This is a genomic window from Sulfuricurvum sp., from assembly GCF_028681615.1.
Taxonomy (GTDB): domain Bacteria; phylum Campylobacterota; class Campylobacteria; order Campylobacterales; family Sulfurimonadaceae; genus Sulfuricurvum.
This window is the reverse complement of sequence record NZ_JAQUHV010000001.1, coordinates 444,042-469,900: the sequence shown is the minus strand read 5'-3', so window position 1 is coordinate 469,900 and position 25,859 is coordinate 444,042. Positions and strand designations below refer to the sequence as shown.

General features: G+C 42.9%; 22 protein-coding genes and 1 other RNA gene. 7 read left to right on the top strand and 16 right to left on the bottom strand.

Annotated features, from left to right (window positions below; translation table 11 throughout):
* The first annotated feature begins 82 nt into the window (after positions 1 to 82).
* Positions 83 to 2,641, top strand: a complete 2,559-nt coding sequence (locus PHE37_RS02465) for an ABC transporter substrate-binding protein (RefSeq protein ID WP_300008158.1) — start codon at positions 83 to 85, stop codon at positions 2,639 to 2,641.
* Here PHE37_RS02465 and PHE37_RS02460 read toward each other — a convergent pair.
* Genes PHE37_RS02460 through PHE37_RS02450 form a run of 3 tightly spaced genes read right to left on the bottom strand, consistent with a single transcriptional unit; the run spans position 2,601 to position 4,781 of the window.
* Positions 2,601 to 3,857, bottom strand: a complete 1,257-nt coding sequence (locus PHE37_RS02460; RefSeq protein WP_299994539.1) for an ArsS family sensor histidine kinase — start codon at positions 3,855 to 3,857, stop codon at positions 2,601 to 2,603. The genes PHE37_RS02465 and PHE37_RS02460 overlap by 41 nt on opposite strands.
* A gap of 3 nt (positions 3,858 to 3,860) precedes the next feature.
* Positions 3,861 to 4,526 carry a response regulator transcription factor gene (locus tag PHE37_RS02455; RefSeq protein WP_299994541.1) on the bottom strand — a complete coding sequence of 222 codons (666 nt, stop codon included), beginning with the start codon at positions 4,524 to 4,526 and terminating at the stop codon, positions 3,861 to 3,863.
* 12 nt (positions 4,527 to 4,538) lie between these two features.
* Positions 4,539 to 4,781: a hypothetical protein gene (locus PHE37_RS02450; protein WP_299994543.1), complete on the bottom strand. Its 243-nt coding sequence runs from the start codon at positions 4,779 to 4,781 to the stop codon at positions 4,539 to 4,541.
* 437 nt (positions 4,782 to 5,218) lie between these two features.
* Here PHE37_RS02450 and PHE37_RS02445 point away from each other — a divergent pair, with 437 nt between their 5' ends.
* Both PHE37_RS02445 and msrA read left to right on the top strand, forming a co-directional pair.
* Complete coding sequence (locus PHE37_RS02445; RefSeq protein WP_299994545.1) at positions 5,219 to 6,286, top strand: SO_0444 family Cu/Zn efflux transporter; 1,068 nt, start codon at positions 5,219 to 5,221, stop codon at positions 6,284 to 6,286.
* Positions 6,287 to 6,363: 77 nt separating this feature from the next.
* The gene (gene msrA / locus PHE37_RS02440; protein WP_299994547.1) at positions 6,364 to 6,897 is read left to right on the top strand and encodes a peptide-methionine (S)-S-oxide reductase MsrA; all 534 of its coding nucleotides are present in this window, start codon (positions 6,364 to 6,366) and stop codon (positions 6,895 to 6,897) included.
* A gap of 45 nt (positions 6,898 to 6,942) precedes the next feature.
* Here the strand turns inward: msrA and PHE37_RS02435 are convergent, their stop codons facing one another.
* Positions 6,943 to 7,977: an OmpA family protein gene (locus PHE37_RS02435; protein ID WP_299994549.1), complete on the bottom strand. Its 1,035-nt coding sequence runs from the start codon at positions 7,975 to 7,977 to the stop codon at positions 6,943 to 6,945.
* A gap of 77 nt (positions 7,978 to 8,054) precedes the next feature.
* Positions 8,055 to 8,387, bottom strand: coding sequence for a hypothetical protein (locus tag PHE37_RS02430; RefSeq protein WP_299994551.1), 333 nt, complete (start codon positions 8,385 to 8,387; stop codon positions 8,055 to 8,057).
* A gap of 76 nt (positions 8,388 to 8,463) precedes the next feature.
* Here PHE37_RS02430 and PHE37_RS02425 point away from each other — a divergent pair, with 76 nt between their 5' ends.
* Positions 8,464 to 9,417 (top strand): NAD(P)-binding domain-containing protein, encoded by a 954-nt coding sequence (locus tag PHE37_RS02425; RefSeq protein WP_299994553.1) that lies wholly within the window; start codon positions 8,464 to 8,466, stop codon positions 9,415 to 9,417.
* Here PHE37_RS02425 and PHE37_RS02420 read toward each other — a convergent pair.
* The 4 genes from PHE37_RS02420 to topA all read right to left on the bottom strand — a co-directional run bounded on the left by PHE37_RS02420 (position 9,398) and on the right by topA (position 13,456).
* Entirely contained in the window at positions 9,398 to 9,754 is a 357-nt protein-coding gene (locus PHE37_RS02420) for an AMMECR1 domain-containing protein (RefSeq protein WP_299994555.1), read from the bottom strand. The two genes, PHE37_RS02425 and PHE37_RS02420, sit on opposite strands and share 20 nt — an antisense overlap.
* A gap of 34 nt (positions 9,755 to 9,788) precedes the next feature.
* Positions 9,789 to 10,637 (bottom strand): biotin synthase, encoded by an 849-nt coding sequence (locus tag PHE37_RS02415; RefSeq protein WP_299994558.1) that lies wholly within the window; start codon positions 10,635 to 10,637, stop codon positions 9,789 to 9,791.
* Between the two features lie 87 nt (positions 10,638 to 10,724).
* Positions 10,725 to 11,240 carry a metallophosphoesterase gene (locus tag PHE37_RS02410; protein WP_299994560.1) on the bottom strand — a complete coding sequence of 172 codons (516 nt, stop codon included), beginning with the start codon at positions 11,238 to 11,240 and terminating at the stop codon, positions 10,725 to 10,727.
* Positions 11,237 to 13,456, bottom strand: a complete 2,220-nt coding sequence (gene topA / locus PHE37_RS02405) for a type I DNA topoisomerase (protein WP_299994562.1) — start codon at positions 13,454 to 13,456, stop codon at positions 11,237 to 11,239. Before topA ends, PHE37_RS02410 begins: the two co-directional genes overlap by 4 nt.
* Positions 13,457 to 13,612: 156 nt before the next feature.
* On the opposite strand from topA, the gene PHE37_RS02400 reads away from it, so the two are divergent.
* Both PHE37_RS02400 and PHE37_RS02395 read left to right on the top strand, forming a co-directional pair.
* Positions 13,613 to 15,091 (top strand): flagellin B, encoded by a 1,479-nt coding sequence (locus tag PHE37_RS02400; RefSeq protein WP_300008156.1) that lies wholly within the window; start codon positions 13,613 to 13,615, stop codon positions 15,089 to 15,091.
* Positions 15,092 to 15,266: 175 nt separating this feature from the next.
* Positions 15,267 to 16,745, top strand: coding sequence for a flagellin B (locus tag PHE37_RS02395; protein ID WP_300008154.1), 1,479 nt, complete (start codon positions 15,267 to 15,269; stop codon positions 16,743 to 16,745).
* A gap of 107 nt (positions 16,746 to 16,852) precedes the next feature.
* Here PHE37_RS02395 and PHE37_RS02390 read toward each other — a convergent pair whose 3' ends face one another.
* The 7 genes from PHE37_RS02390 to fliD all read right to left on the bottom strand — a co-directional run bounded on the left by PHE37_RS02390 (position 16,853) and on the right by fliD (position 25,509).
* Positions 16,853 to 18,766 (bottom strand): 6-hydroxymethylpterin diphosphokinase MptE-like protein, encoded by a 1,914-nt coding sequence (locus PHE37_RS02390; protein ID WP_299994567.1) that lies wholly within the window; start codon positions 18,764 to 18,766, stop codon positions 16,853 to 16,855.
* An 87-nt stretch (positions 18,767 to 18,853) separates the two neighbouring features.
* Positions 18,854 to 19,897: a pseudaminic acid synthase gene (gene pseI / locus PHE37_RS02385; RefSeq protein WP_299994569.1), complete on the bottom strand. Its 1,044-nt coding sequence runs from the start codon at positions 19,895 to 19,897 to the stop codon at positions 18,854 to 18,856.
* Positions 19,894 to 21,216 (bottom strand): UDP-2,4-diacetamido-2,4,6-trideoxy-beta-L-altropyranose hydrolase, encoded by a 1,323-nt coding sequence (gene pseG / locus PHE37_RS02380; RefSeq protein ID WP_299994571.1) that lies wholly within the window; start codon positions 21,214 to 21,216, stop codon positions 19,894 to 19,896. Before pseG ends, pseI begins: the two co-directional genes overlap by 4 nt.
* On the bottom strand, positions 21,213 to 21,902 hold the full coding sequence (gene pseF / locus PHE37_RS02375) for a pseudaminic acid cytidylyltransferase (protein WP_300008152.1): 690 nt from the start codon (positions 21,900 to 21,902) through the stop codon (positions 21,213 to 21,215). Before pseF ends, pseG begins: the two co-directional genes overlap by 4 nt.
* 9 nt (positions 21,903 to 21,911) lie before the next feature.
* A complete protein-coding gene (pseC, locus tag PHE37_RS02370; RefSeq protein WP_299994575.1) occupies positions 21,912 to 23,039 on the bottom strand; it encodes a UDP-4-amino-4,6-dideoxy-N-acetyl-beta-L-altrosamine transaminase in 1,128 nt (375 codons plus the stop codon).
* Between the two features lie 2 nt (positions 23,040 to 23,041).
* On the bottom strand, positions 23,042 to 24,049 hold the full coding sequence (gene pseB, locus PHE37_RS02365) for a UDP-N-acetylglucosamine 4,6-dehydratase (inverting) (protein WP_299994577.1): 1,008 nt from the start codon (positions 24,047 to 24,049) through the stop codon (positions 23,042 to 23,044).
* A gap of 62 nt (positions 24,050 to 24,111) precedes the next feature.
* Complete coding sequence (gene fliD / locus PHE37_RS02360) at positions 24,112 to 25,509, bottom strand: flagellar filament capping protein FliD (protein WP_299994579.1); 1,398 nt, start codon at positions 25,507 to 25,509, stop codon at positions 24,112 to 24,114.
* 142 nt (positions 25,510 to 25,651) lie between these two features.
* Between fliD and ffs the strand changes: the two genes are divergently transcribed.
* Positions 25,652 to 25,749: signal recognition particle sRNA small type (ffs, locus tag PHE37_RS02355), an RNA gene on the top strand.
* Positions 25,750 to 25,859 lie beyond the last annotated feature (110 nt).

Here is a 25,859-nt window from a genome sequence, read left to right as displayed (position 1 = left end):
TAAATAGTGTCGCGATTTTATCTAAATGGAGCATAATTGCTTCTAAGTATGAAAATATAATTCTTTGGATACACTCTTAGCCATGAAAAAGCTGCTACTTTTATTACTCTTTTTTATGAGTGTCGCATGGTCGAGAGAATCGGTGACATTACAACTGTCCTGGCTGAACCAATTTCAGTTTGCGGGATATTATGTGGCCAAAGAAAATGGGTATTACTCGGACGCCGGGTTGGACGTTACCATTTTGGATGCGCAAAATCGACAAGATCCTTTTGATGCAGTGATGAAAGGGAAAGCGCAATACGGGGTGGGGCGTTCATCGTTGATTGTGGATTACATCAACGGTGCCCCGCTGGTATTGATGGCGGCAGTATTTCAATCTTCTCCTATGATGTTGCTCACCCGAAAAGATTCCAATATAACCAAAGCGCAAGATCTGAAAAATAAGCGTGTCATGTTGACGGGCGATACGGTGGAGGGTGCGGAAATGCAGGCAATGCTCCGCAGTGTCGGTTTGCGTACGACAGATCTGTATGTGCAAAAACATTCGTATGACCCAATGTCGTTGGCACGCCGTGATACCGATGCCATGGTCGCATATCTCTCAAATGAGCCTTATATCCTCCAAAAAGCCGGGATAGAGACCCATGCCATCCACCCTAAAGATTACGGATTTGATTTTTACAGCGATATTTTATTCACCACTAAAAAAGAAACACTCGAACATCCGCAAAGGGCAGAAGCTTTTTATGATGCTTCAATGCGAGGATGGCTTTGGGCATTTGATCATATCGAAGAGACTGCTGAGCTGATTTACCGTAACTATAATCCTCAACATAAATCGCTTGATGCATTGATCTACGAAGGAAGAGTCCTTAAAGAGCTCGCATTTCGTCCGAATACCGCGTTCGGTTCGATCGAACCGATACGTCTGGAAATGATTGCACAGGGATATCGTCTGATGGGTGTGGTTCCGTCCATCCCTTCTTTTGATCCGTTAATCTACAAACACAGTACGCTGAATTTAACCGCAAAAGAGAAAGCGTGGCTGAAAGCCCATCCGGTAGTGCGTGTCGGGGTTGATCAAAATTGGCCTCCGGTAGAATCAATCGATGAAAAAGGGAGGCATATAGGGATCAGCGCCTCTTATTTGAGTTTACTTGAAAAGCGATTGGGAATTCATTTTGAGGTTGATTACAGCCGTAGACTCTGGAGCGACTCATTACGTGCCGTCCAAAATAAAGACCTTGATATGCTCTCCTGTGCCGCTATTACCGAAAAGCGACAGGAAAATCTCGTATTTAGCCGTTCGTATTTAAAACAGTCGATGGTTATCGTAGCGGATTCAGGTGTCGGATATGTGAATGATTTAAATGATCTAAACGGAAAAAAAGTAGCGGTAGTACGATCGTATGCGAGTGAAGAAATTTTACGAAAGTACTATCCGAAAATCATACCGGTGTTGGCGGATAGTTCATTGGAGGCACTCAAAAAAGTGGCTTCAGGTGAAGCCTACGCATGTGTTGAAGGGCTTGGTACTGTCAGTTATTTGATAGAACATTATAATCTTAAGCGTCTAAAGGTAGTCGGAGAAACACCGTACCGATATGAACTTGCTTTTGCTTTTCGCAATGACTGGGGGATGTTGGCTTCTATTTCAGACAAAGTATTGGCTTCTATTACCCAGTCAGAATATCAGGCGATTCATGGCAGCTGGCTCGTAATGGAGAAAAATGAACCGATCAATTACAGTCTGGTTTGGGGGATTGCCGGTTTTATGGGGGTCTTGTTTATTGTGATCGCGTATAAAAACCGTCGCCTTGATGTACTGGTACGTCAACGGACCGATGAGTTGGAAACCTTCAATCAGCGGCTTCAAGAGGAGATTGAAAAGGCGGTTGAAAAAAATCGTAAGCAGGAAAAACTGTTAATGCAGCAAGCTAAAATGGCTGAAATCGGTTCGATGCTTGAATCCATTGCACACCAGTGGCGGCAGCCTCTGAATATTTTGGGTCTCTCCATGACGCGATTGAATCTTAGCTGTTCTATAGGAGGATCCCAAGAGGCAGCAAAAGTGATTGAGATCGCCGAGGCACAAATCGAATATATGTCTCAGACTATCGATGATTTCCGTAATTTTTTCAAACATGACAGAGACCAAATCTCGGTCAATATCAACACGTTGATTAGTGATGTTGAAGCATTGCTTGGGCCATTATTAGTCCGTAAAAAAATTACTATTGAGAGAGACATTGACCCTGATACAGAAGTTCTCGTGTATCCGAACGAGTTAAAACAGGTACTTATCAATCTCATCAATAATGCCCGTGAAGCGATTGAACAGCATCGGGGAGATAAAAGGGTTATTTATATTCGCTGCCAGAATGATGAGAAATATTGCACGATTAGTGTAGAGGATACAGGCGGGGGCATACCGAATAAGATTATAGATAAAATTTTCGATCCCTATTTTACAACGAAATTTGAGTCGCAAGGGACAGGAATCGGGCTTTATATGGCTAAAACAATTATTGAAAAACACTTTTTAGGAAAACTCAGCGTTTATAATTCGAACCTGGGGGCGTGTTTTGAGATCCGACTCAATCGTTCATTAAAAGCGGGTTCCGGCACTCTAGGATAAAGCAGTGATATCCTGATTCGTACCGGTAATCGAGAGTAAAATTATGGGCATCAAGAATGGATTTGACAATATAGAGACCAAGTCCAAAACTATTTGGATTTTCATTGTGATGAAAGAACGGTTCACTGATCGATTTTAAGGTACATTCCGAAGGCCAAGGTTCACCTTTATTATAAAAGAAAATACGGGTGTTGTTCTGGAGAATGCGAACTTTTCCCTCATTGCTGTATTTAACCGCATTATCGATCAAATTTTTAAATACGGTTACAAAAACATCGCAATCGGCATAAATAGAATTTCCGTCATAGGTGGCTTCTATGGTTTCATCATTGAGGAACAATAGCTCTTTGGCTTTATGGACCAACTCTTTTGGATCACACTCTTTTAAATGGGGTGAAAGGGCTCCTGAAGTGATTTGTTCGACTCTTACCAATTCCGCGATCAGATGTTCCATACGATTGAATGCCCGTTCTAAAATCGATTTTTCTTCCCCTTTTTTGAGAAAAGGGAGCGATAATTTTCCGACGGTAATCGGTGTTTTAAGCTCATGCATAATGTTGCGTAAAAAGAGTCTGCGTGCCTCAAGCAGTATCTGATTTTTATGCATTGCCCCATCCAGTGCATTGGCCACAAGAGAAATCTCATCTTTATTGGTACTTTTAATCGGTGTATAAATTCCCTCTTTCCCATACGTGGTAATGGAATGAATCAACATCTTAAGCGGGAACAGAGTCTTGATAATGAGCCAATACAATAACAATAAAGCAAGGATGAGTGAAATAAACAGTGCCTCCGGCCAAAGCGGTTGTTTGGCTGCATCGGTTTTAATGATCAGTAATGGCGGCGTTGCTTTGGTTAGATAGATATAGAGATTATTGGTATCTTTTAAAATTTGTATTCGACCTTCTTTGAGTGAGTCTTTTATGGGTTCAGGGTAGTCTTCAGGAATGGTTGTAAGGGCGTTTTGAAGTGTTTTGGTAAGATCCGGATGCGGCTGAGCGACATGATACCCTTGTGCTTCTAAAAAATCTTTTCGCATGGGAGGATCTAGAAAAATACTTTTACGTAAAACCAGCAAAAGGTTTTTTGCTTCCAGTTCGATAGCGTGATTGTATTCTTGGGTAAGCCGTTGGTGAATAGTATAAAATCCCACTCCCATCCCGATAAAGGTAACAAGAAAAAAAAGGGTAATGCGGAGAAAAATACTGTGTATCATTGATTATCCGGAAAAACGATACCCGCTGCCTCGTACGGAGTGGATGAAGCGGGGATTTTTTGGGTCTTTTTCTATTTTTTGTCGTAAACGACTGATGATCACATCAATAGTGCGAGCAGAGCTTTCCCATGAAATCGCTTCAGAATTGTTTGAGAGGAAATCACGGCTAAGCGTTTGATTGGGATGGAGAATAAAGAGGGATAACAGTTCGTATTCAGCTCGAGTAAGGGACAGCGGAACACCGTTAAAGGTAATGGTTTGTTCATGCTCATTCAAAATAAAAAGCTTGTTTTTTTTCTCCAGAGTCGGTCGATAACGGCGTAATACGCTTTTAATCCGTGCAATAAGTTCACGCGGTTCATACGGTTTTGGAAGGTAGTCGTCTGCACCGTATTCGAGCCCGATAATTTTATCGTTGATATCACTTCTGGCACTTGAAATCAGAATGGGAATGTCCGTTTTGAGACGGATCGCTTTGCACAATTCCAATCCATCCATTTGCGGCAGAGTTAAATCCAAAATAATGAGATCAAAATGATCCGTATCTAACAGATTAAGCCCTGCCATAGGCGTAGAGACGGCATTTACGGCGATACCGTAGTTTTTCAAATAGTTAACGAGCAGTGTCGTAATGTCCGGGTCGTCTTCGACCATTAATGCTTGAAGCATTATTCCCCTTTTTTAGTCATTGGTACAGATTGTTTTGTATCGTGCAAAAAAAAGCTTGCGCTGTTCCGGATTAAGAACTTCGATCTTTTTTGCATAAGAATGACGTTTTACCTGTTCAACAGTCGTATCGATTTGCTGCAGTTGTTTGATCTGATTGGCGGACAGATTCAAATCAGATGCCATATCAATAGGTGTCGGTGTGGATGCCGCAAGAAAGGCACAACTCAATATTGGGAGGATGACGAATCGAATCATAGGATACTCCTTGGTTACAGATACTGCCTCATCACGAGGGTACATCCGGCAGTATGACGCAGCGATGTTAACGAAGGGCAAAAGAACTATAAACGAATGTAAAGCCAATTATAACGTTAAAAAGAGTTAATAAGAAGAGTGAAAGATTTTGAAGAGTGATTGCCTCGAGCGGCAAAATGTGATTTAGTCTACCATCCAGCTGGCGCGTTTGGATTGACGAAGTTTTTTGACTAACATTTTTTCTAATGGGGTCATTTTTTCCATTTGGGTCTCCTTTTGTAAATATATTTAGAATCGTACAGTTCTAAAGTTACTCAACGGTAACGCAAAAATTAATAGTAAAAGAGCAAAAGAGGGTAATTCAAGCTTTTTATGAGATAGAAAGGATTAAGAGTCATAATTCGATAATAATTATTAATTTTAAAAAGGATAAGAGGGTGGAGGCATTAGCATCGTCGTTTTGGAATTTGTGTGCATCGATGGGAATCTTTATTGTTGTCGGTGTATTGATTGCCGGAATATTGCACGAGCTGGTTCCTGAGGATTTAATAACCAAGCAGCTGGGAACGCGAGGTTGGAAATCTGTGTTTAAAGGGACACTCTTTGGAATACCGCTTCCATTGTGCTCGTGCAGTGTTATTCCCTTTGCTGCCGAGCTAAAGCGAAAAGGTGCATCCGAGGGTGCGGTATTATCCTTTTTGATTTCAACGCCGATTACGGGGGTTGATTCGATTTTGGCAACCTATGGAATGTTCGGCTGGGCGTTTACGTTCTATAGGGTCATTACTTCCAGTATTATTGCCATTATTGCGGGCAGTTTGGCTAATGTGCTGATTAAACAACACGTATCTCCCGTCGCAAAATTTTCACTCAATCCGAAAGCCCAGCAAACGATTCGTATCAATAATCCCGCACCTGAAGTCAATCGTGTACGCTCTTTTTCTCTTAAACGTGCGCTACATTACGGGTTTGTCTCATTGTTGGGAGGGATCGCATCCCCGTTGTTATGGGGATTAATTATCGGTGCCTTTATCTCGATGATGATTCCTGGGAATTTGAGTCATTATTTTACGGACAGCAGATGGTTAGGGTATCTTATTGCCGTAGCGATTGCGGCTCCAATGTATGTCTGTGCAACCGCTTCGTTACCGATTGCCGCATCGTTGATTTTAGCTGGGGTTTCTCCCGGAGCCGCGTTTGTATTTTTGAGTGCGGGACCGGCAACCAATACGGTGACTATGGGGGTTGTGAAATCGATGCTTGGGACTAAGGCATTAATCATATATTTAGGCAGTATTATCATCGGGAGTGTCGGATTCGGGATAGTATTCGATCTCTTTTTTGATGCGACTGCAATACGCGGGATGCTTTCCCATCAAGAAGCCCATGGGTGGATAGAGAATATCGGAGCCGGTATTTTACTTGTATTGATTGCCTATAACTTGATTCAAGCTCGTTTGAACAAAAAAAATAAAAGTTGCAGCGGGGGCTCTTGCTGTTCTTAAATTTTAAAAGTGCTTTTCGTATCTGAGCCGTTTAGCAGTTGAAAAAGCGGATAATCACCTAAAAATTAGGAGCGAGTATGGGATGCAGTGAAAAAGCCCTTTTGGGCGGCGGGTGTTTTTGGTGTATTGAAGCGGTTTATAATCGAGTAAATGGAGTGTGCAGTGCTATCAGCGGTTATGCAGGTGGAGCACGTCCAAATCCTAATTATGAACAAGTATGCAGCGGTGCAACTGGACATGCTGAAGTGGTTGAAATTACGTATGATCCTGAGATTATCAATTATGAACAGATTTTAGAAATTTTTTGGGAAGTACATAATCCCACAACGTTAAATGCTCAGGGAGCAGATCGCGGGACACAATACCGTTCTGTCATTTTTTACATAAATGACGATCAAAAAGAGAAAGCACTCGGTTCGATGGCAGAAGCACAAAAGGGGTGGAGTGAGCAGATTGTAACCGAACTTTCTCCAGCTCCTGTATTTTTTCCTGCTGAAGAATACCACCAAAACTATTATGCGGAACACCCGACACAAGGGTACTGCTATGCGGTAATCGCACCTAAGATAGAAAAATTCATGAAAAAATTCGAGGATAAAGTTAAAAAGTAGAAGAGTATTTCCCGCGGATGCGGGAAAGAGAAAAGAACACTTAGCTTATTTGCAAAGTTCCACTTCGATACGACGGTTTTCAGCACGTCCTTCTTTGGTTTTATTAGAAGCAACCGGCATTTTTTCACCCATACCTTCAGATGTCAAACGTTCAGACGCTACACCGTCTTTAATAAGCATGTTTTTAACGGCTTCTGCACGTTTTTCTGAAAGTTTTTGGTTGTATTTATCCGAACCGGTACTGTCAGTATGACCTACGATATTTGCTTTATAAGCAGGGCTCTCTTTTAGGAATGATGCGAATGCATCCACTTTAGCTGTTCCTTCTGCATCGACTTTATTTGAATCGGTTGCAAAGTTCAAGTGAAGTGTCGCTTTTAACGGACAACCGTCAGAATCTACTTTGAATCCTTTAGGAGTGTCAGGACATTTATCTTGAGGATCAAATACACCGTCTCCATCACTATCGATCGGAGCAGCTACAACAACCGGTTTCGGTGCCGGAGCAGCTACGACAGGTTTTGGAGTTGGGACCGGTACCGGAGTGGGAACAGGAGCAGCAGGTTGTACTTTTTCACCGAATGCAAAGTTAAGCCCCGCCATTAACAAAAGATTGTTATCCCAGTTGAAATGGTTGAATTTCAACATTTCGATCGCTTCGAGTTTAAGGGCGATTTGATCGGTAATGCCTACTTTTACACCGGCACCTGCATCCGCAAACGCGCTGTTGTGGTTATCGTATTGATGATTACTCATTGTTTCATAGCCAAGACCTGCTTTAACAAACGGAGTAATATTGTTACTTTTATCAAAATCATAAACGCCGTTAATAGCTGAACGGAAAATATCAGTTTTACCGGCTCCATTTTGATAATCGGCATCGCTGAACAAAACGGATAATTCAGGTTTAATAACACTGTCTAGATTATTAAATTGCATTTCAGCACCATAAACACCATGATCTTTAAGATCCTGTGCACTAGGGAATGCATAACCCGCCATTGGCGAAACTTCATAGTTATAGTCGCTGGCACTAAGTAATGTCGCAGCGAGCAAAGAGGAAAATACTAATTTTTTCATGATACAAGTCTCCTTCAGACATTTGTGAATAGAGAATTATAGCACAAGAATGTATGTGAATTGTTGCTAAATAGGGTTTAATTGTTTTTCTTAATGGCTTGAAATGCTGTCTGCATCGTGTTTAAAAGGGATAGAATCTCCTGATTTAATTGTGCCTCCGCCGCATCAATTTTTTCAAGATGGGAAGCTTTTAAGGCTTCCAGTTTCTCCAAAGTACTTTGGAACAGTTCTTTATCATCCGTAAGGAGTATGATTTCCTCTTTAGGTGCCCATTTACGTTTCGTGACACCGTTTTGAGTGAACTCAAAAATGATATTTTGACTGTTCTCTGAACTGATGTATTTAGGAACAGTATAAGCAAGATAATGTTTTTTAGGGCCACCTTGGTGACGTTGAATGACATAGTACATACAACAATGATAACATAAATCGAATTTTATCCCTCTTTGTGATAGAGTATTTATAATAGAAAATCTAGGAGCACGAATGGAACATATTTATGAGTTGGCAATAATCGGTGCAGGTCCTGCCGGGATAGCGACAGCGATAGAGAGTTATGCTTTGGGTATGCGGGATATCGTGTTGTTGGAAAAAGATGAAAACCATAATGCTACGATTCGTAAATTTTACAAAGATAATAAACGGGTAGATAAAGACTGGAAAGGACAAAAAGTAGAATTGGACGGAAGCATCTATTTTATGGACGGAACGAAAGAATCTACATTGGACTTTTTTGACCAGTTGCTGGACAATGAAGCGGTTGAACTTAAAACACACACCGAAGTACAAAAAATAGTGAAAACAGAAGGTGGTTTTGAAGTATTTATCGCGGGTGGAAGTATAAAGGCTAAATATGTAGTCGTTACTATCGGTCGCATGGGGAAACCTAATAAACCCGATTACAAAATTCCTCCATCGATCAAAAACCAAGTGCATTATACCCTTGACGGATGTTCGCAAGGCGAAAGGGTTATGGTCGTCGGCGGCGGTGATTCTGCAATCGAATATGCGGTTGAATTGTGTGATCGCAATGCGGTTACAATCTGCTATCGTCGGGGGACATTTCGTCGTGCAAATCCGACCAATCAAGCCGACATTTACAAAGCGATGAGCGAGGGCTTGTTACAGGCAATGTTGAATACCGAAATTGTCGAGCTTGAGAGTGAGAGCGGGAAAGTGAAAGTCGTTTTCAGCGATGGTGAGTCGGAGCTGTTTGACCGGATTGTTTATGCGATCGGAGGGACAACACCGAGCGGATTTTTGTCAGGCAGCGGAATTCAGGAAGAGGACGGTAAGCCGGTCCATGATGAGAACTATCAAACCAATATTCCGGGACTTTTTGTCGCCGGAGACATTACCCAAGAATCAGGCGGTTCGATTGCTTTGGGATTAAATCACGGTTTCGCGATTGCTAATTATATTATTGGTCTTTCAAAATAGGGCTGCTTTTGTGACTGAGCGGCCCTTCCGCACTAAATAAGGTTAATTCTATTGCAGTATGAAGGTATTCGGAAGTGACAAGCGGATCGAAATTTTCATCTTGAAAAGCAGCTATTTTAGCATTGTGAATAATATCATCGAGAAGGGATCGCTCCGGTGACTCACTTTTTGAATTTCCCCGTATTTTATCGTTTAAATACAGAGTAATCTCAGTAGCCATCGGCTGATTTAGAACAGGATATTCTTCAAGCAGCTTTTCCCTGTCTATAGAGCGCTCTGCTTGCAGTACCTCTTCAATAGACTGACGGGCGATGGTTAATAATACCGACTGTGACACGGATTACCTCCTCTCCCTTTTGTGTTATTATAACTTACTTATCCTCAGGTGACAACGCAATTTCAAATCCGAGCTCTTGGAGCATTTTTAGATCCGTATGGGCTTCGCGTCCGGCAGTTGTGAGATAGTTCCCGATAACGATGCTGTTTGCACCCGCTTCAAAAATTTCATGCTGGCGTTCTTTGAAGGTGATTTCGCGCCCTCCGGCAATCATAATCCGATCGGCTTTATCTAAGATCTTCCGTGCAAGAGTGATGAGATTCAACGATTCATCGATGGTGAGCGGATTGGGATTGAGCGGCAATGCCGGATTATGATGATAAAAATTGAGAGGAACGGAGATCGGATTGAGCTCTTTTAAGGATTCTAGCATACTGATACGATCCTCTTGTGTCTCACCCATCCCGAAGATTCCGCCGCTGATGAGTTTAAGCCCGGATCGGTTTACGTTTTCACAGGTTTCGTATCGCTCATCCCACGGATGGGTTGTGCAGACTTGGCTGTAAAAGGCACGGCTGGTCTCGAGATTATGATTATAAGCGCTCACCCCGGATCGTTTTAGTTCTTGAAGCTGTTCCAGTGACGCTGTGCCGTTGCAGGCGATAAGACGGAGGCGGGGAACTTCGCGTTTAAGTGTGGATGCGACATTGCAGACAAATTCGAGAGTTTTATCATCTAACCCTTTTTGTGCCGTAACGAGACAAAATCCAAGTGCTCCGAGTCCTTCGAGTCGGCGAGCCTCTTCTAAAATCTGATCTATCGGCTTTTGTTTGTATCGCTCGATGTCCGCTTTGTATTTGACACTTTGAGAACAAAACTTACAATCTTCGTTACAGGTTCCGCTGTTGATATTGCAGATAGAGCATAAAAAGATTTTTTTCATATTTTTCCTTTGGAATGCTGAAGGAATAAAATCCTTTCAGGTACGCTTGCCGCTATGGCACTGAAGATTGCCTCATACGAAGCAGATTTACGATCTCTCAAAAATATAGTGACGTTCTTCGAATACATCGTTTCCGACTGCACGGGAATAATGGGTAACGGTTAGGTTTGTGTCCGTTGTTTCAAGCATGGCACAGCTCGAAAACGGCTTGTCCCGTGCACATACTTCTCCCGGATTGAGAAAGAGGGTACGATTTTTAAAATCGCATTCAAATACGTGCGTATGTCCGAAAATGATTACTTCGGCATCGGCATTCATATAAAACGGCAGATGCATTAACTTGAAACTGACACCGCCGAGTTTAAAATAGTGCGGTTCTTGAACAAGGTTGTATCTGGTGTGATGTTCGATCAAACCGGCGTCATTGTTGCCATACACGGCAACATAACGTAATCCGCTATTTTTGAGTTGCTCGAGGATTTCAGGTTTGACGATGTCCCCGGCATGAATCAAAAACTCAGCTCCTTGAGATTTAAGATGATCGATTGCTTTTTGCGAACGCCCTTTTTTAGTATGGGTGTCTGACAAAAGCCCGATTTTCACGCATTTTCCTCTCTTGGTGTACGGTCCTTACATTTGACACACTCATACACTTCTTTATTGCGATACGTCCGCGGCGCCAATGCACCTCCGCACCCTTCGACTTGGCATTTTTTATCACTTGGCTCGAATTTGGAGATGAATTTACATTTCGGATAATGTTCACACCCCCAAAATGCACCGCGGCGGGATTGTCTCCAAAGAAGTTTTCCGCTGCATTCAGGACACGGTACTTCTGAGAATTTTGTCTCTTGATTCAGCGTTTTGGTATTTTTGCATTTCGGATAGCCGCTGCATGCCAAGAATTTCCCGTTACGACCGTTTTTCACGACCATAGCACTGCCGCATTTGTCACACACCTCTTCGCTCACTTCATCAGGAGTCGCAGGGTTTTCTTTTTGGTTCTCTTCCGTTTGTTCGGTGTATTTACACTTCGGAAAACCGCTGCAGGCGATAAACTCTCCGAAACGTCCCGAGCGCAGGAGCAGTTCACTTCCGCATTGAGGACAGTTTCGGCCAAGCGGTTTAGCCATTTTAAGACTGACGATATTGGTTTTTCCCGCTTCGATTTTTTCGATAAACGGATAATAAAAATCGAGCAAAATTTTATGCCACGATTTGCCGTCTTCACCGATTTCATCCAGCGTCTCTTCCATTGTCGCGGTAAAGGATGCATCGACGATTTCATTAAAATGGTTTTCCAACATCTCGGTTACGGTAAAGGCAATCTCGGTCGGGATGATGGCCCGTTTTTCGATCTCGATGTAGTTACGAGCCTGGAGGGTACTGATCGTCGGTGCGTAGGTCGACGGTCGGCCGATCCCCTCCGATTCGAGTTTTTTAATCAGACTTGCTTCGGAATAACGTGCCGGCGGTTCGGTAAAGTGCTGTTCTGGGGTGATGCTTTGGATATCGATCGCATCTCCTGTGGTAAGCGAAGGGAGCAATTTGTCTTTGTCATCGCTTCCGGTCACACGGTAAAAACCGTCAAACAAGAGTTTACGCCCCGTTGCGCGGAACTGCGCTTTCGGGCTTTCAAAAGTAATGCTTTGTTGCTCAAATCGCGCATCGTTCATTTGACATGCTAAAAAGCGGTTGTAAATGAGACGATAGAGTTTGATCTCATCGGGTTTTAGATAAGTCGCAGCAACTTCCGGAGTAAAGCCGAGCATGGTAGGGCGGATCGCTTCATGCGCCTCTTGCGCCCCTTTGGACTTTTTCGTATACACTTTTGCTTGTGCAGGCAGATACTCTTTGCCGTAACGGTTCAAGATGACTTCACGCGCCGCTTCCACCGCTTCCGCCGCAAGATTGAGTGAATCGGTACGCATATAGGTGATGACCCCGCTGGTGCCTTCGGGAGTTTTGACCCCCTCATAAAGTGCTTGGGCAACCATCATGGTCTTTTTCGGAGAAAAACCGAGTTGAGATGAGGCGGTTTGTTGAAGCGTTGACGTCATAAACGGAGGAGGGGTAGAGGATTTACGCTCTTTGGTCTCAATTTCACCGACTTTAAACGCCTCTTTTTTGAGAGAATCTACGATACGTGCAGCTTCATCACCGGTTTTGATCGTGAGTTTGTCGATTTTTTCATTTTCAAAACTGACGAGAGTCGCTTCAATATCTTTTTTGAACAGTGTATCGATTGTCCAATATTCTTCGGGAATAAACGCACGGATTTCACGTTCACGGTCGACGACGATTTTGAGGGTAGAGGATTGTACCCGTCCAGCCGACAACCCTTTTTGGATTTTAGAAGCAAGGAGAGGTGAGAGTTTATACCCTACGATACGATCGAGCAATCGGCGTGCCTGTTGGGCATTGACACGATCCATATCGATGGTACGCGGTGTTTCGAGTGCATGAATGATCGCATTTTTGGTAATCTCATGGAATACGATCCGGGGCAGTGATTCGGGATCTTTATCGATTGCATGGGCGATATGCCATCCGATTGCTTCTCCTTCGCGGTCTTCGTCGGTCGCGATATAAATGGTATCGCTTTTTTTGGCCAATTCCTGTATCTGTTTGACCGTTGCGGTACTGTCTTCGCTGATCCGATATTCGGCAACGATTTTCTCGTCATCGATTTTAATGCCGAAACGATTTTTCGGGAGGTCACGGATATGCCCTTTGGAGGCAATAACCTCGTAATCTTTAGTGAGAAAGTTTTTGATAGTCTTGGCTTTAGCCGGAGACTCTACGATGATGAGTTTCAAAAAGTGAATCCTATATATATGGATGAGTTGCGAAAGTGTAACAAAATTTTTTACAAAATCGTTAAAGTTTTTTGTTTATGTCCCGATATAGTCTGTAACAGCAAGGACGCTGAACTAACTTAAGAGCAAAAAGCTCTTGCGATAAAAGGATTTATCATGGGTTTCAGAATTAACACGAATATTGCGGCGCTTAATGCGCATACTGCTTCTTCAATGAACAACCGTAATTTGGACAGTTCATTGTCAAAACTTTCTTCAGGTCTTCGTATTAACAGTGCGGCGGATGATGCATCCGGTATGGCGATTGCGGATTCACTTCGTTCACAAGCGAGCTCATTGGGGCAAGCAATTTCCAATGCAAATGACGGTATCAGTATTATCCAAACGGCTGATAAAGCGATGGATGAACAAACAAAAATTCTTGATACGATTAAAACGAAAGCGACTCAAGCGGCACAAGACGGTCAAACAACCGATTCTCGTAAAGCGCTTCAAGCGGACATTACCCGTTTGATGGAAGAGCTTGACAACATTGCGGGTACCACTTCATTCAATGGTCAACAACTTCTTTCCGGTCAATTTACCAATAAAGAGTTCCAAATCGGTGCATACTCAAATCAAAGTGTTAAAGCGTCTATCGGAGCAACCAGTTCTGATAAAATCGGTCAAACACGTTTTGAGACAGGTGGCACGATTGTGGCCGGTGTTTCAGCTGCAACACTTACTTTCTCGGCAGTAGACGGTAAAAACGATATCACTCTTGAATCGGTTGTTATTTCTACAGGTGCCGGTACCGGTCTTGGTGTATTGTCAGAGATCATTAACAAATCATCGGATAAAACGGGGGTAAAAGCGTCTTTTAGCGTTCAAGCAACGGGAGGTGCAGTGATTGCATCCGGTACTATCAGCGGATTGACCATCAACGGTGTTACTATCGGACTTGTCGATGTAAAAGCGAATGATAAAAACGGTGCGTTGGTAGCAGCGATCAATGCGGTTAAAGATACTACCGGTGTTGTCGCATCCGTAGACAGCCGCGGGCGTTTGGTTCTTAACAGTGCGGATGGACGGGGGATCAAAGTCTCCGGTACCGGCGTTGATGCCATTGCAGGTCTATCTGCAGCTGCGGTTGAGAACTATGGCCGTTTGAGCTTGACCCGTTTGGACGGAAAAGACATCCGCGGTATTTCAACAGCCGGTGTCGGTATGTCTTCCGGTTTGGCTGAAAAAACAGTCAATCTCCGTGATATCCGCGGTGCAATCAGTGCCGATATCGCGAGTGCTATGGGCTTCAATGCCAACTCGAATGCAGAGAACATTACAGCAGATAAAACAGCAGGTGTAACAACACTTAAAGGTGCGATGGCGGTAATGAGTATTGCAGAAACAGCACAAAAAATGCTTGACCGCGTTCGTTCAGACCTCGGTTCGGTACAAAATCAGCTGGTTTCAACCGTTAATAATATTTCGGTTACTCAAGTTAACGTTAAAGCGGCAGAATCAAATATCCGTGATGTTGACTTTGCGGCAGAATCTGCGAACTTCTCTAAATATAACATTCTTGCCCAATCAGGAAGTTATGCTATGACTCAAGCGAATGCAGTACAACAAAACGTACTTCGTTTGTTACAATAGTAACAAGCTTAAAGTATCGCTTTCTTTTAGATGTCTCCCGATGGGGAGGCATCTCCCTCCTTTTTATTCAATCTTCTTTCTTTATACTATTAGTTAATAATCATTTTTGGAATATTTTTTGCTTTTATAAATTTTTAGAATTGCACGGATGCAAAAAACTTCCTAAGGATTTATCATGGGTTTCAGAATTAACACCAATATTGCAGCGTTAAATGCGCATACATCTGCGTCAATGAACAACCGTAATTTGGACAGTTCATTGTCAAAACTTTCTTCAGGTCTTCGTATTAACAGTGCGGCGGACGATGCTTCAGGGATGGCGATTGCGGATTCACTTCGTTCACAATCAAGTGCACTCGGACAAGCAATTTCCAATGCAAATGACGGTATCAGTATTATCCAAACGGCTGATAAAGCGATGGATGAACAGCTCAAAATTCTCGATACGATTAAAACGAAAGCGACTCAAGCGGCACAAGACGGTCAAACAACCGATTCTCGTAAAGCGCTTCAAGCGGATATTACCCGTTTGATGGAAGAGCTTGACAACATTGCGGGTACCACTTCATTCAATGGTCAACAACTTCTTTCCGGTCAATTTACCAATAAAGAGTTCCAAATCGGTGCATACTCAAATCAAAGTGTTAAAGCGTCTATCGGAGCAACCAGTTCTGATAAAATCGGTCAAACACGTTTTGAGACAGGTGGCACGATTGTGGCCGGTGTTTCAGCTGCAACACTTACTTTCTCGGCAGTAGACGGTAAAAACGATATCACTCTTGAATCGGTTGTTATTTCTACAGGTGCCGGTACCGGTCTTGGTGTATTGTCAGAGATCATTAACAAATCATCGGATAAAACGGGGGTAAAAGCGTCTTTTAGCGTTCAAGCAACGGGAGGTGCAGTGATTGCATCCGGTACTATCAGCGGATTGACCATCAACGGTGTTACTATCGGACTTGTCGATGTAAAAGCGAATGATAAAAACGGTGCGTTGGTAGCAGCGATCAATGCGGTTAAAGATACTACCGGTGTTGTCGCATCCGTAGACAGCCGCGGGCGTTTGGTTCTTAACAGTGCGGATGGACGGGGGATCAAAGTCTCCGGTACCGGCGTTGATGCCATTGCAGGTCTATCTGCAGCTGCGGTTGAGAACTATGGCCGTTTGAGCTTGACCCGTTTGGACGGAAAAGACATCCGCGGTATTTCAACAGCCGGTGTCGGTATGTCTTCCGGTTTGGCTGAAAAAACAGTCAATCTCCGTGATATCCGCGGTGCAATCAGTGCCGATATCGCGAGTGCTATGGGCTTCAATGCCAACTCGAATGCAGAGAACATTACAGCAGATAAAACAGCAGGTGTAACAACACTTAAAGGTGCGATGGCGGTAATGAGTATTGCAGAAACAGCACAAAAAATGCTTGACCGCGTTCGTTCAGACCTCGGTTCGGTACAAAATCAGCTGGTTTCAACCGTTAATAATATTTCGGTTACTCAAGTTAACGTTAAAGCGGCAGAATCAAACATCCGTGATGTTGACTTTGCGGCAGAATCTGCGAACTTCTCTAAATATAACATTCTTGCCCAATCAGGAAGTTATGCTATGAGTCAGGCAAATGCTGTACAGCAGAACGTATTGAAATTGTTACAATAGTAACAATTTCATATAGCAGTCTTATGACTGCGTAACGCATTATCGTGAAAACGCTTTAGTAAACATGGAATGTAAAATTCCATTCTTCTCACAATCTTATTTTCATTTTAAATTAATTTCATATGGTGACAGATTTCGATCAATGGTGGACGACCTCTTGTGATCGCTGTCAATTCTGCTTCTATTCCTCCAGCAAGAGAAAATAGCCAATATCGGTGAGCAATGATCCACTCGATAAGCTTTGCTTTTTTTTCTAATTCGCTTTCTGCATTTTGGACAACGATTTTAGCCAAATCAAGCTCCTGATGAAAAATATAAGACTGAACAGTATCGATAAACATCTTTGAGAACTCGAGACTTTCAACTTTTTCTTTAATGACATCAATTTTTTCCGAAAGAAGGATGAGATTTTCATAGTTAATTTTTTCGAGAGAATTGTTTTTATTGTGTTCTTCTAAGATTTCAATCTCTTCAACTATATCCAGAAAAAGAGTTTCGACTTCGAGTTTAAACTCTAAACCGTAATCAACCATCTCCTGTGTTTTGTCATAAGCATGTTTGAGAAGTGTAGGAATCTCCTCAGGAGGAGTACGATCTATATGGATAGGTATTTTAGGGGTATCCATTCCCACTGTATCACGAAGTACGTCTGAAAAGGGTTTTTCGATTGATCCGTGGATGCGTGCTCCCCCCTCTGTGCAGTTATAGGTAGAAATTCCTTCATTTGACGTGGCTTCAATATCTTTTTCAAAAAAGTTTCGGAACATATCCCAAATGATAGTTGTTTTAATAAAGCCTTCTCCGCCGTATCGGGTTACGATCAAGTCATTTTGTCTATGCTGAACCTCGTTTTCACTGAAAATGTGCCCTTTTGAATGGCTTCTGCCATCATCAGCATAGGCGAGATCCTGACCGATAAGAAGTATATTCTGATGTTGCATATAGTAGGCTAGTTGGTATCCAAGATTCGCTGCGCTCATTCCGGAACCGATATAGCCAAATTCCGGCATTTCAAAGAATCGCATATAGCTCAGTGGACGCATAGCCAACGCTAGTTTGCAGCCCGTAAGATTTGTGACGCTTTTTCTATGTGTTAGAGAAGAGACAACAAAATAGGTGTTCTCTTTAACGGCTGGATCGAGATTCTCAAAAAATTTAGAGGTTAGCTCTACCCGTTCCATCGAAACAACGATATCAGGAATAATCCCATGTTCTTGTAAGATCGGTAAAGATGCATCGATACAAACCAATGTCATATAGGGAGCATAGGCTTTCAGTAATGGAAGTTGTTTCGCCAATGAAGGACCGGTAGAGATAATGACGGCATTTTTGTTTTTATTTTGTTTAATAAGCTCTACAACTTTATAGTTTTCAATCATAGTAGGGAGATTGTAAATATGCTGTTCTATACCGATAAGGGCATCATTGGTGTCATTTCCGTGGTTAAGAACCATTTGTTTAAAACTTCGGATTAAAAGGTTGTTCATCTCTTGAATATCTCGTTGGTAGTGGTCATAAAAAGGAGCGTGAATCTGCAAGTTATAGAGTTTAACATAGGGTTTGATATCCCCTTTGTAGACGAGTCTAATCCCTTCGCCAAAGGTCATGTGAGATGATAGCTGAAGAATGATTCTCTCACTTTGGATATCTTCTGCAATATCGATAAAATTTAACGCGATATAGAGTAACTCTATTTCCGGTTCGATAATAATGATGTGTTTATGTGCCGGGTTTGCTGAAATGAGCTTATAAAAAATTCCGTTACCTATTCCGTAATAAAAGAGAACGGGATAGCGGGAATACTCTGCTTCAGCGTCCTGAACAGATTTTTCCAAATCGGCGATGGGTGCATCATAGAGATAGCGGTGTGAATCATTTTCAATAATATTGATGTCAATAAGTTCTTGGCCCTGATAAACTGAAAACTTTGCGTTGGCACTTACAGAAAATAAATTAGCGGCAAGAGAAGGATTTACCCCCAAAAGGGCGGATAAATTTTTTTCATATATCGTTTCTTCCACACTGTTTCCTTGATTATGATTTGTTCATTCACTAAGTATTAGGATTATAGTGAAATATTTTATGAGAATGCTTTTATTACCACGTTCTTAGCCGTTTTCCTGAATTAAATCTAAACTAAGCGGTGTTCCTTTGGAAAAATCTGCACTAAAGTGTTTCCCTAAAATCTCAGAAAGATATTTGGGTGAGAGGCCAAATCCCGGGCGAACTGAGCGTACATTTGTCATAGTGATCGGTTCTCCGGCTTTTACATCTTCTGCGATGAAAAGACTTCGGGAGAATTCGCGTGATTTCAAACTTTTCGGGCTCAATTCATAGGTTGCTTTACCCATTAGTTTTTCGGTATCACGTACGGCATCTACCATCGCTCTAAACTCGTGAGGTTCCAAACTAAATGCACTGTCCGCACCCCCCATTCCCCGATCCAGAATAAAATGCTTTTCGATGACGCGTGCTCCGAGGGTAACGGCGGCTACAGGGGCACTCAGACTCATTGTATGATCAGAGAGGCCCACGGTGATGCCGAAGCGGGATATCATATCGGGGATGGTCAGCAAATTCATCTCTTCGAGTGCGGCCGGATAGGCGGAGGTGCATTTGAGAAGGGTGATCTGATCGTTTCCAACCCGTTTACAGGCATCCAATGCATCTTCTATGTCATTGAGAGTGGCGATGCCGGTGGAGATGATAATCGGTTTTCCTTTGGCAGCAGTATATTCGATGAGGGGGATATCGGTGATTTCAAAACTGGCGATTTTATAGGCCGGAACATTGAGACCGGAGAGAAAATCGACGGCACTCGGATCAAAAGGGGAAGAGAACGCTTCCATCCCCAGATTGTGTGCATGCTCGAAGAGAATTTTATGCCACTCCCACGGTGTCATCGCTTCGGCATAGAGATCGTGGAACTTTCGTTTGTCCCACAGGGTCCCCTGTGAAATAGTAAACATATCGCTGTCACAATCGAGGGTGATCGTATCGGGCGTATAGGTTTGGAGTTTGATCGCATCGGCACCGGATTCTTTCATGGCATCGATGGTACGCAGTGCGGTATCAAGCGAGCCGTTATGATTAGCAGAAAGTTCGGCGATGATAAAAACTTTTTCATTCAGATTATGGTTTCCGATAGTCATAGGGTACGCTCCAATGTGATCATTTCTTTGCCGTTATGGATGGCTCGATCGGTTTCTGTAAAATCGAATTTTTGATACAAACGTTTAGCTTTTTCGTTATTGATGAATACATTGGCGATAAGCTCGGTCAGTTTCAGCGTGTTAAACGCGTATCGGATCAATGCATCCATTAAGAGGGTTCCGGCACCTCGTTTATCGGGATTTGTATAGATCCCTATCTCTGCTGAGGTTAATGTAATATCAGTTAAATCGACAACGCCGAGGTAATCATTAGCCTGGCGGACTAAAAAATAGCGTTTATCGGACCGGTTTTTGAGTGACTCTATAAAACGGAGATGTTCATCGAGAGAGATTTCATGTGAAGTGAGCATCCACATTCGGATATCAGGATGATTCCGCCATGCGAGGATCATCTCTTTTTCTGTATCGTTCAATTCCGTAAACGGAATCAGACGAAGCGTTAATCGCCCTAATAGCGTTTGAAACTGACCCTGATCAAAATGTTCCATTACAAGAAGCCCTTGGCGTTTCATATAGGCAACGAACTCACTTTGGTTATCGGCACTTTGGATCGCGATAAAAGGGAGTTCCATAAACATCACTTCGTGTGCGATCGAGCTTGGGGTTATGATGGCAGACGAGCACTCATGCATGAGCTCTGCGATATTTGAAGCATTGATGTGCAGGCGGATATTCGGATGTTCTGCGGCATAGTGCCGGAGCTCGTTAAGATGAGGATTCGAGGTGGTAGTTACAAGATTGGCATAGGTATCTGAGGGAAGTGATTGTACGATTTGCATCGAGAGATTCATCGGATCGCTTCCCCCCATCGAAATAAATACGGCATCGTTCAAAGGTTTAGGATGTTGTTTGGCGAGGCTGAATTCTTCCCGTATCAGCGGTTTGGCACACTGGACTTCACAAAATTTGGGTACAAGATCTCTATAGCGTTGATTTTGAGCATAAACATTCGGATTATAGATGATATCGCAGTAATGGGGCTGATAGGTATCATCCATACTTAGAATCGTTACGCCGGTTTGCTCTTTGATCCGTTTTTCATATGCGGCATCGATACCGTAATGATCGAATACGACAACATCAATCTCGTGTGAGATAATGCACTCGACGAGTTCTTCCGATGTGTCGGAAGCGAGAACATGGACGGGATAGGGGATGGTATCGATGATATTTCCGTTTAAATCACGACAGGCGAAGATGACGGACGCTTCTGGGTATTGCTGTACTAAAACGAGATCGCGCATAATATGGCCTAACCCGATTTGACTGGAAGAGTCGGCACGGATCAGGAGATTCATGAGGGGAATACAGCTTTAAACATCAATTCGGCTTGCAGCCAGTCCTCGGGGGTATCGATGTCTTGGACCAGATGGCGGGGTAATACAACGGTAGTAGCGGCTTTTGAAAAAATCGGTGTCCCATTTAGCCATGTATCGGGTTTACCCCAGTAAAATTGGCCTACATCGTGATAGGCTTCGGGCAAATCCTGACTTCTTGTAGCGAAGTGTTCCGGCCAAAACATTTCGATGTTTCCTTCCTCGTCACGGTTTACTCCCCGAAAAATCGGAAACGGAAAGGTGGTTACGGGAAAAGCATACTCTTTACGATGTGTTATGAGTGCATTGTATGCCGCTTGGATATCTTCGCTCCGGACAAACGGTGCCGTCGCATAAATACAGCATGCAGCATCAATACTGTCTCCTTGCTCCTGCAGAATTTGAATCGCATGGGCAATGACAGGGATCGTTGCCGTATGATCGTCGCTGAGCTCATAAGGGCGCATAAAAGGGACCTCTGCGCCGTAACTGCGGGCGACATCGGCAATCTCCTCATCGTCGGTCGTAACAATAATGCGATCAAAGAGTCCGGAAGCTTGTGCCGCTTGGATACTGTAGGCGATGATCGGTTTCCCGCAAAAGGATTTGATGTTTTTACGCGGAATCCGTTTGCTGCCGCCGCGGGCAGGGATGATTGCAACGTTCATAAAACTCCTTTAAAAACTGCATCCGCGATAAGCGTATTTTTCAATAACTTCCAAGAGCGTATCTGCGACATGAGCGGCATTTTCCATCGTCATCTTTTGATGGCATGGGATAGAGAGTTCCGATCGGTAAAAATATTCGGTATTGCTCAGCCTCATCTCTCCGTAAAGTTCTTTATAAAAGCTGTTTTGATAGATCGGCTTATAGTGAACTTGCACTCCAAGACCCCTGGTTTGCAGCTCAGAAAAAATATCCTCTTTAACGCAGTGCAGTGCAGGAGAGAGTAAAAGAGGATAAAGATGGCGTGCACTTTGCTCGCTTGAATCGATAGGGATAGTCGAAAAGAGATTATGCCCTTGAAAACGTTCATCGTAATAGTGGCCGATACTTTCTCGTATATCGATAAAACGGTTCAGTTTTTTCAGTTGGGAGAGTCCCAGTGCCGCGGCAAATTCGGTCATCCGAAAATTATATCCCAGACTCACCATATCCGAATTCCACAGCTGCTTTTTGATGATCCCGTGAGAGCGGAATAACCGAAGAGCCCGGGCAAATTCTTCGTTATCGGTTACAACGGCTCCCCCTTCACCGGTTGTGATCGGTTTGATGGCATGGAAACTGAATACGGTCATATCCGCAAACGAACCGATTTTTTCTCCATTAATGCTACTGCCTAGCGCATGTGATGCATCTTCGATGACTTTCAGGCCGTGTTTTTTAGCGATGCTGTTGAGTACTTTGATCGCGACCGGTTTTCCGGCGAAGTCGACAGGGACGATTGCCTTGGTTCGGGGTGTTATGAGAGCCTCAATAAAGTTTTCATCAATATTACCGTCATTTTTTATGTCACAAAATATCGGTTTGGCTCCGAGTGCGATTGCCATATTGGAGGTGGCTACAAAACTGATCGGTGTCGTGATAATCTCGTCGCCGTGACCGATTCCGCATGCATCATATGCCGCATGGAGGGCTGAAGTGGCCGAATTAAAAACGATGCAGTAGCGTGCTCCGACATAGCCTGCAATCGCTTCTTCAAACTCTTCGACCTTGGCGCCTTGGGTTAGATGGGAACTTTTAAGGACTTCTGTAACGGCGGCAATATCATCCTCTTCGATCAGCTGGGTAGAGTAGGGGATCATACTTATTTTTCCTCATCCTGTGAGAGGGCAATCTTTTCCATTAACGCTTCAGGGCTGAGCCATTGGGTATTTGTCTCAGAACTGTATTTGAACCCGTACTCCACAGGAGTTCCGATTTCGCCGCAATTGTTTTTGGAAAAGTCGGCATTTTCAGTAAATTGAATAGAAGGTTTAATGACATAATGATCGTGAAATTCGAGAGTGAGATGCGAATCATCCCGTGGGCACATCACTTCATGCATCTTTTCTCCCGGACGGATACCGACGATTTTATGGGGAAGATTCGGCGCTATAGCGCTGGCTACGTCGATTACCTTCATTGAAGGGATTTTCGGAATAAAGATCTCTCCTCCGTGCATCCGTTGGAAGTTTTTAAGGACAAAATCAACCCCTTCTTGGAGGGTAATCCAAAACCGGGTCATTCGGTCATCTGTGATCGGGAGTTCGGTTGCACCCTCAGCAATCAATTTTTGGAAGAAAGGGACGACAGAACCGCGTGATCCTAAAACATTGCCGTATCGGACAACGGCAAAACGGATATCTTTTCCTCCGCGGATGTTGTTGGCAGCAACGAAGAGCTTATCACTGGCAAGTTTCGTAGCTCCATAGAGATTGATCGGACTGGCGGCTTTATCGGTTGAGAGGGCGATAACCTTACTTACTCCAGAGCGTAATGACGCGTCGATAACATTTTGAGCACCATTGATATTGGTTTTAATACATTCCATAGGATTGTACTCAGCGATAGGAACATGCTTGAGTGCTGCGGCATGAACCACATAATTGACACCGTTCATAGCACTTTCTAATCGAGGCAGATCACGTACATCTCCAATAAAATAGCGCATACAAGGGTCGTTGAATCGTTGTGCCATCTCATATTGTTTGAGTTCATCACGGGAATAAATAATAATTTTATTAGGTTTAAAGTGTTTTAAAATAGTTTTAACAAATTGTTTGCCAAAACTCCCGGTTCCGCCGGTAATGAGGATATTCTTTCCATTCAGCATTACACATCCTATCAACTCTAGATGATAGAATTAAGCAAAATTGATACCAATTTTTTTGCTGCTTAGTTACTACCATTTGAATAGGCATTGATTTGCGTTAAAAGAGAAGAAAAACTATTAGTTAATTTGTTCATAATCGTATCATATTGGCTAAAGCGCGCCGCCATAGCTGCATATCGTGCGTCAAGAAGTGCTTGTGATTTTGTTCTATTGTCATTCAAAGCTTTAAGATCAGTTGCTGAACCGGTCGTTAAAGTCTCCATAATACCGCTTGAAGCTGTATATCGTTTCATTAATAGATTCATCGAGGTAAAGACACCGTCGACAGATGTCGTGTTTCCGGAGGTATCCGTTGTTGTTAAACCGCTGAAAAATTTTTCAGAAAGGGCATTATTCTCATTGAATTTGGAGATAAATGTAGAACTATTAAAACTCATTGTACCATCTTGTGCCATATCTATTCCGAACTGGGGAAGTGACAATCCATCACTGTTGACTGAAGTAACAATTTGATTAATTGCACGTGTAATACCATAAATCGTGCTATCACCGTTAAAAATTCCAACCTTACCAGCAGTCGTATCGGTTGTAGTCATATTGGTTATTTGAGAAGTAAGACTATTATAATTGGTTACAAATGAGCTCATTGCATCGCTGATAGATGCCGTATCTTGAGTAATCGATATATTGGCACTCCCGCTATCTTGGAGCAAGTTGATTGTCATTCCTGTTACAACATCACTAACTGTATTGCTGCTTCGGGTGAGAGTAATACCGTTGTATTTAAATGACGCATCGGATGCTGCTTGAATTGTCTGCATGCCGTTTGTATTAGTAGATGCATCATACGCTAACAATTGGTTATTTAAAGTTCCTCCGCTCGAATCTGTGATACTGATAGCTTGATTGGCCCCAGTTGCATTAGAAGTAAGAATAAGACGATAATCACCTGTACCAACTTGGAGCGTACTGGCCGTTACACTGTCTCCAGCTACATTATTGATAGCAGTTTTGAGATCGTCTAACGTTGTTGATGAAGTATACGCGATATCATAGTTGGTTCCATTTACAGTCAATTTCATTGTCCCACTGCCACTGGATATTGTGGACGTTGTATCAGCAAAACTACCGGATTCTTGTACATCTTTTTTTGCCAAAACAGTATTAGAAATAGAAAATGATTGTATGGCAACACCTGCATTTGCAGTAACACTTACAGAACTTGTTGCACCGGAAACAGTTCGTTTTTGGTATAGCGCGTCATCATCCAACGCATTTGCACTGGCTTGGAATGTTGTAAGTAGACTACCTAAAAGGCTTAAAGCACTGTCTTTTTGTTTTTGTAAAGTTATCTTGTCATCAAGCGGGGTAATAATGGCTTTTGTATCAGCCGCTTTGAGCTGATCAATAACAGTCTGTGTGAGTACCCCTGCTCCTGCTCCCAGTGAACTGACTGACATAGTAAATCCTTTTACTTTATATTACGTACAGACTATATCGACTGAAACACTCTAAATGTTTAGTGAAACTGCAAAATTTAAAAAAGCAAAAAAGATGCCATCTTGCATTTAGCCCAACAGTTTGGTATAATTCCGCCTCTCTCCTCTAGACCTGTGCAAGGGCATGAGCGGACACCGTGTCAGGGTAGGAATACAGCAGCACACCCGTTCATGTTTTGTGCCGCAGGTATCTGGTGGGGAGTCCCTTATTACCCCTTTTTCTCACACTTTTATCAAAATCATTTTTAAAATTACATCTTAAAGAATAAATTTAACATACATTAGCCTATAATCATTTCAACACTATTGCA

What these genes read in the sequence shown, in the direction of transcription:
- PHE37_RS02425 (WP_299994553.1), top strand. Translation starts at nt 8,464, where the DNA reads ATGGAACATATTTATGAGTTGGCAATAATCGGTGCAGGTCCTGCCGGG.
- pseI (WP_299994569.1), bottom strand. Translation starts at nt 19,897, where the DNA reads ATGACTATCGGAAACCATAATCTGAATGAAAAAGTTTTTATCATCGCC.
- pseC (WP_299994575.1), bottom strand. Translation starts at nt 23,039, where the DNA reads ATGATCCCCTACTCTACCCAGCTGATCGAAGAGGATGATATTGCCGCC.
- PHE37_RS02430 (WP_299994551.1), bottom strand. Translation starts at nt 8,387, where the DNA reads ATGTACTATGTCATTCAACGTCACCAAGGTGGCCCTAAAAAACATTAT.
- pseG (WP_299994571.1), bottom strand. Translation starts at nt 21,216, where the DNA reads ATGAATCTCCTGATCCGTGCCGACTCTTCCAGTCAAATCGGGTTAGGC.
- pseF (WP_300008152.1), bottom strand. Translation starts at nt 21,902, where the DNA reads ATGAACGTTGCAATCATCCCTGCCCGCGGCGGCAGCAAACGGATTCCG.
- PHE37_RS02465 (WP_300008158.1), top strand. Translation starts at nt 83, where the DNA reads ATGAAAAAGCTGCTACTTTTATTACTCTTTTTTATGAGTGTCGCATGG.
- PHE37_RS02415 (WP_299994558.1), bottom strand. Translation starts at nt 10,637, where the DNA reads ATGAAAAAAATCTTTTTATGCTCTATCTGCAATATCAACAGCGGAACC.
- PHE37_RS02395 (WP_300008154.1), top strand. Translation starts at nt 15,267, where the DNA reads ATGGGTTTCAGAATTAACACCAATATTGCAGCGTTAAATGCGCATACA.
- msrA (WP_299994547.1), top strand. Translation starts at nt 6,364, where the DNA reads ATGGGATGCAGTGAAAAAGCCCTTTTGGGCGGCGGGTGTTTTTGGTGT.
- PHE37_RS02455 (WP_299994541.1), bottom strand. Translation starts at nt 4,526, where the DNA reads ATGCTTCAAGCATTAATGGTCGAAGACGACCCGGACATTACGACACTG.
- pseB (WP_299994577.1), bottom strand. Translation starts at nt 24,049, where the DNA reads ATGCTGAATGGAAAGAATATCCTCATTACCGGCGGAACCGGGAGTTTT.
- fliD (WP_299994579.1), bottom strand. Translation starts at nt 25,509, where the DNA reads ATGTCAGTCAGTTCACTGGGAGCAGGAGCAGGGGTACTCACACAGACT.
- PHE37_RS02460 (WP_299994539.1), bottom strand. Translation starts at nt 3,857, where the DNA reads ATGATACACAGTATTTTTCTCCGCATTACCCTTTTTTTTCTTGTTACC.
- PHE37_RS02450 (WP_299994543.1), bottom strand. Translation starts at nt 4,781, where the DNA reads ATGATTCGATTCGTCATCCTCCCAATATTGAGTTGTGCCTTTCTTGCG.
- PHE37_RS02435 (WP_299994549.1), bottom strand. Translation starts at nt 7,977, where the DNA reads ATGAAAAAATTAGTATTTTCCTCTTTGCTCGCTGCGACATTACTTAGT.
- PHE37_RS02400 (WP_300008156.1), top strand. Translation starts at nt 13,613, where the DNA reads ATGGGTTTCAGAATTAACACGAATATTGCGGCGCTTAATGCGCATACT.